At 62.1% G+C, this 2,314-nt stretch carries 4 protein-coding genes; all 4 read right to left on the bottom strand.

The window, feature by feature from the left end; genetic code table 11:
- The coding region (locus tag I6U14_RS18230; RefSeq protein ID WP_367115616.1) for an antibiotic biosynthesis monooxygenase at positions 1-138 on the bottom strand (138 nt) is incomplete at its 3' end.
- Positions 139-661: 523 nt separating this feature from the next.
- Entirely contained in the window at positions 662-1,045 is a 384-nt protein-coding gene (locus tag I6U14_RS02745) for a hypothetical protein (protein ID WP_296896698.1), read from the bottom strand.
- Between the two features lies 1 nt (position 1,046).
- A complete protein-coding gene (locus tag I6U14_RS02740) occupies positions 1,047-1,463 on the bottom strand; it encodes a PIN domain-containing protein (protein ID WP_296896696.1) in 417 nt (138 codons plus the stop codon).
- The gene (locus I6U14_RS02735) at positions 1,460-1,699 is read right to left on the bottom strand and encodes a hypothetical protein (protein WP_296896694.1); all 240 of its coding nucleotides are present in this window, start codon (positions 1,697-1,699) and stop codon (positions 1,460-1,462) included. The genes I6U14_RS02740 and I6U14_RS02735 overlap by 4 nt, the downstream gene beginning before the upstream one ends.
- Between the last annotated feature and the right edge of the window lie 615 nt (positions 1,700-2,314).

Raw genomic sequence — 2,314 nt, 5'->3', positions numbered from 1 at the left:
GGTGTATTCCTCCATCGTCGGCCCGCGGAGCAGGTTCAACGGCTTGAACCCCGGCACCGCGTGCAGGTGGGAGTCCCGGTTTTCCCAGATGCGGACGAACTCGTCCTGTCTATCGAGGGTAGTCCGGAATCGATTCATAGCGATGAACATGGTTCGGCTCAGCGACTGTGTCGACGAGTTGCGGGTCGAGCGGAGCACAAGCAACTCGGTCGGTAGCGTTGGCCTTAGCGGGGCGCGCCACCCAGGCAAGCTCCGAGGACGAGTGACCGACCGTCTCGGCGACGGACAACTCCCACGGGCCCAGTATGGCGCCGATGAGTACGCAGTAGGTGCTTATGATCTTCGCCTTCGGACGCTGAAAGTCGAAACGGTTGCAGTCGAGTTTCAGGCCCTGCTGAAGTCCGCAGGTTCTGGTGGTTGTATGACCTTGCTCTCGCCAGGATTCGATCAAGGCGTCGATCGGGGACCGGGGCCAAGCGACGCAGGGCCCGACCAGCCGTCTCGGCTGCTGCCCGCAACGCGAGATCAAACGTCCGCGTCAGGTGACTGCCTTGATCAGCCATAGGCAGAGCAGCGGGCTATGTCCGCAGTTGGCCGTCTACTGCCTCTCAGGGGCCCCCCCACGAGCGTCAGTTCGACACCAGAAAGCAGACCTCGCCCGCTATGCTGGAAGGTACCGCACTTGCCCGATCCGGGGTAGCGGGCGCCCGAGGCAGGATGCCGAGTGCGATGACCAGGACGGCCATACTGTGTGGAAAAAGGGAAAAGGGCCCAGTGCGGCCTTGCCAGGCCGCACTGGCCCCTTTTCTTCCTTTTCTTTGAGCACGCCGTTCGGCACGTCGTGGCCGGTGCCGTCCTGCCGCGGCGAGTAGGGGATGTTGACGCGGCTCGGCGGCAGCTTGCCCGCCTCACGCAACGCGCGCCAGGTCTTGGCCGGGAAATCCGGCACCTCGTGGAGCAGGTCCGGGTCGATCTGGACGGCATCGGCGGCGACGATCTCAGCGAATTGGGGTCCGAATTGGGGTCTGGTCTTGCAATCACGCACGCTATCCGAAGATAGGCTCGGATTCGATGCGGGCCCAGTCCCAGACAGCGAGATGAGTGCCCGCGGCCTTGGCGAGGTGGTCGTCGTTGGTCCAGAACTGGTCGCAGTGGCCACGCATGGCTGCGGCCAAGTGCAGGGCGTCCGGGGTCTTGAGGCGGTGATCGACGCGAAGCTGGCTTGCGAGGTCGAACAATGGGCGATCGAATGTCACCATCTCGCAGCTTTGAAAGTAGGCGTCGTAGATCGCGAGCAGGTCTTGGCGCAGATTCCGAAGGGGCTTGAGTCTGGATTCCATCCGAACGAGCTCACTGCCGACGATTTGCTTGCCCGCGAGCAAAGACATTAGTTGCTTCTGCTCCGTGGACCGGCCCTCGACCAGGTAGATGACAATGCAGGCGTCGAGAAAGATACGGCTCACGGTCGATCCCAGCTATCGCGTTCCTCTTGGACCTGGGCGTCGATCTCTTCGCGCTTGCGGCCGTCTGCGTTGATGGGCATGGACGCCAAGAAGGCGTCGAGATTGCCCAGTGTAATCGGCGCAGCGGTGTCGACCAGCACGATAACCCGTGCGTGCTTGCCTCGGTGCTGGCTCGGCAGCTTCAGGTGCAACTCGTTGTTTTCGTCGATATCGGCTTCTAGTTCGATGGCGTTCATGGCGTTTTGGAATGCGGTCAGCCGAGCACTGCGGGTGCGATGCTCTTAGGAGACGCTGATTTATTGGGCATCCTGCCCAAAAATCAGACGGAGCCGGAAAACGCGGTTTCCCGGCTCCTTCATTTTCAGCGACTTGCGTCGCTGAAAATGGCGGGGCGTCCTGCCCCGCGCGGGAAGCGCCAATAAATCGGCGCTTCCCTTAGCGGGCGTATCGTTGTTGGCTGGGGCGGTCACGTTGGCCTGTAGTGTCGTTCTGATCGCGTTCGGGTTCAAGCGACTGGTCCCGCAGCGCCGGGCGCTCATCACGCCTGACAAGCATTTCGGCCACCGCTTCGCGGGGTTGGCGGATCAGGGATTGCGGGGTCGTCGCGGGGTCTAGCAATCCAGCACAAGCTCAGATTCTCGCTCGAACGGTGCGCGCGAAGGTCTGCTTTCGCCTTCGCTACCTTGCTTCTGATGGAGGTTCTTGGCCTCCGGCATCGGTATTGAGCCACAACTGAGCGATGGGTGGCCCATGTCCGTTTCTGGCCGACAACGGACCACTGCCCGACCCGCATCGATGTCCGCTGCAGTTCAGTCAGCGGTCGTCGTCAGACCGAGCGACTTTGCCATCAC

It is taken from the genome of Thiohalocapsa sp., from assembly GCF_019695415.1.
Classification (GTDB): Bacteria; Pseudomonadota; Gammaproteobacteria; order Chromatiales; family Chromatiaceae; genus Thiohalocapsa.
This window is presented reverse-complemented; position numbering and strand designations above follow the sequence as displayed.

Excerpts from the sequence above, each read along its gene's own strand:
- I6U14_RS02735 (WP_296896694.1), bottom strand. The coding sequence starts at position 1,699 with ATGAACGCCATCGAACTAGAAGCCGATATCGACGAAAACAACGAGTTG.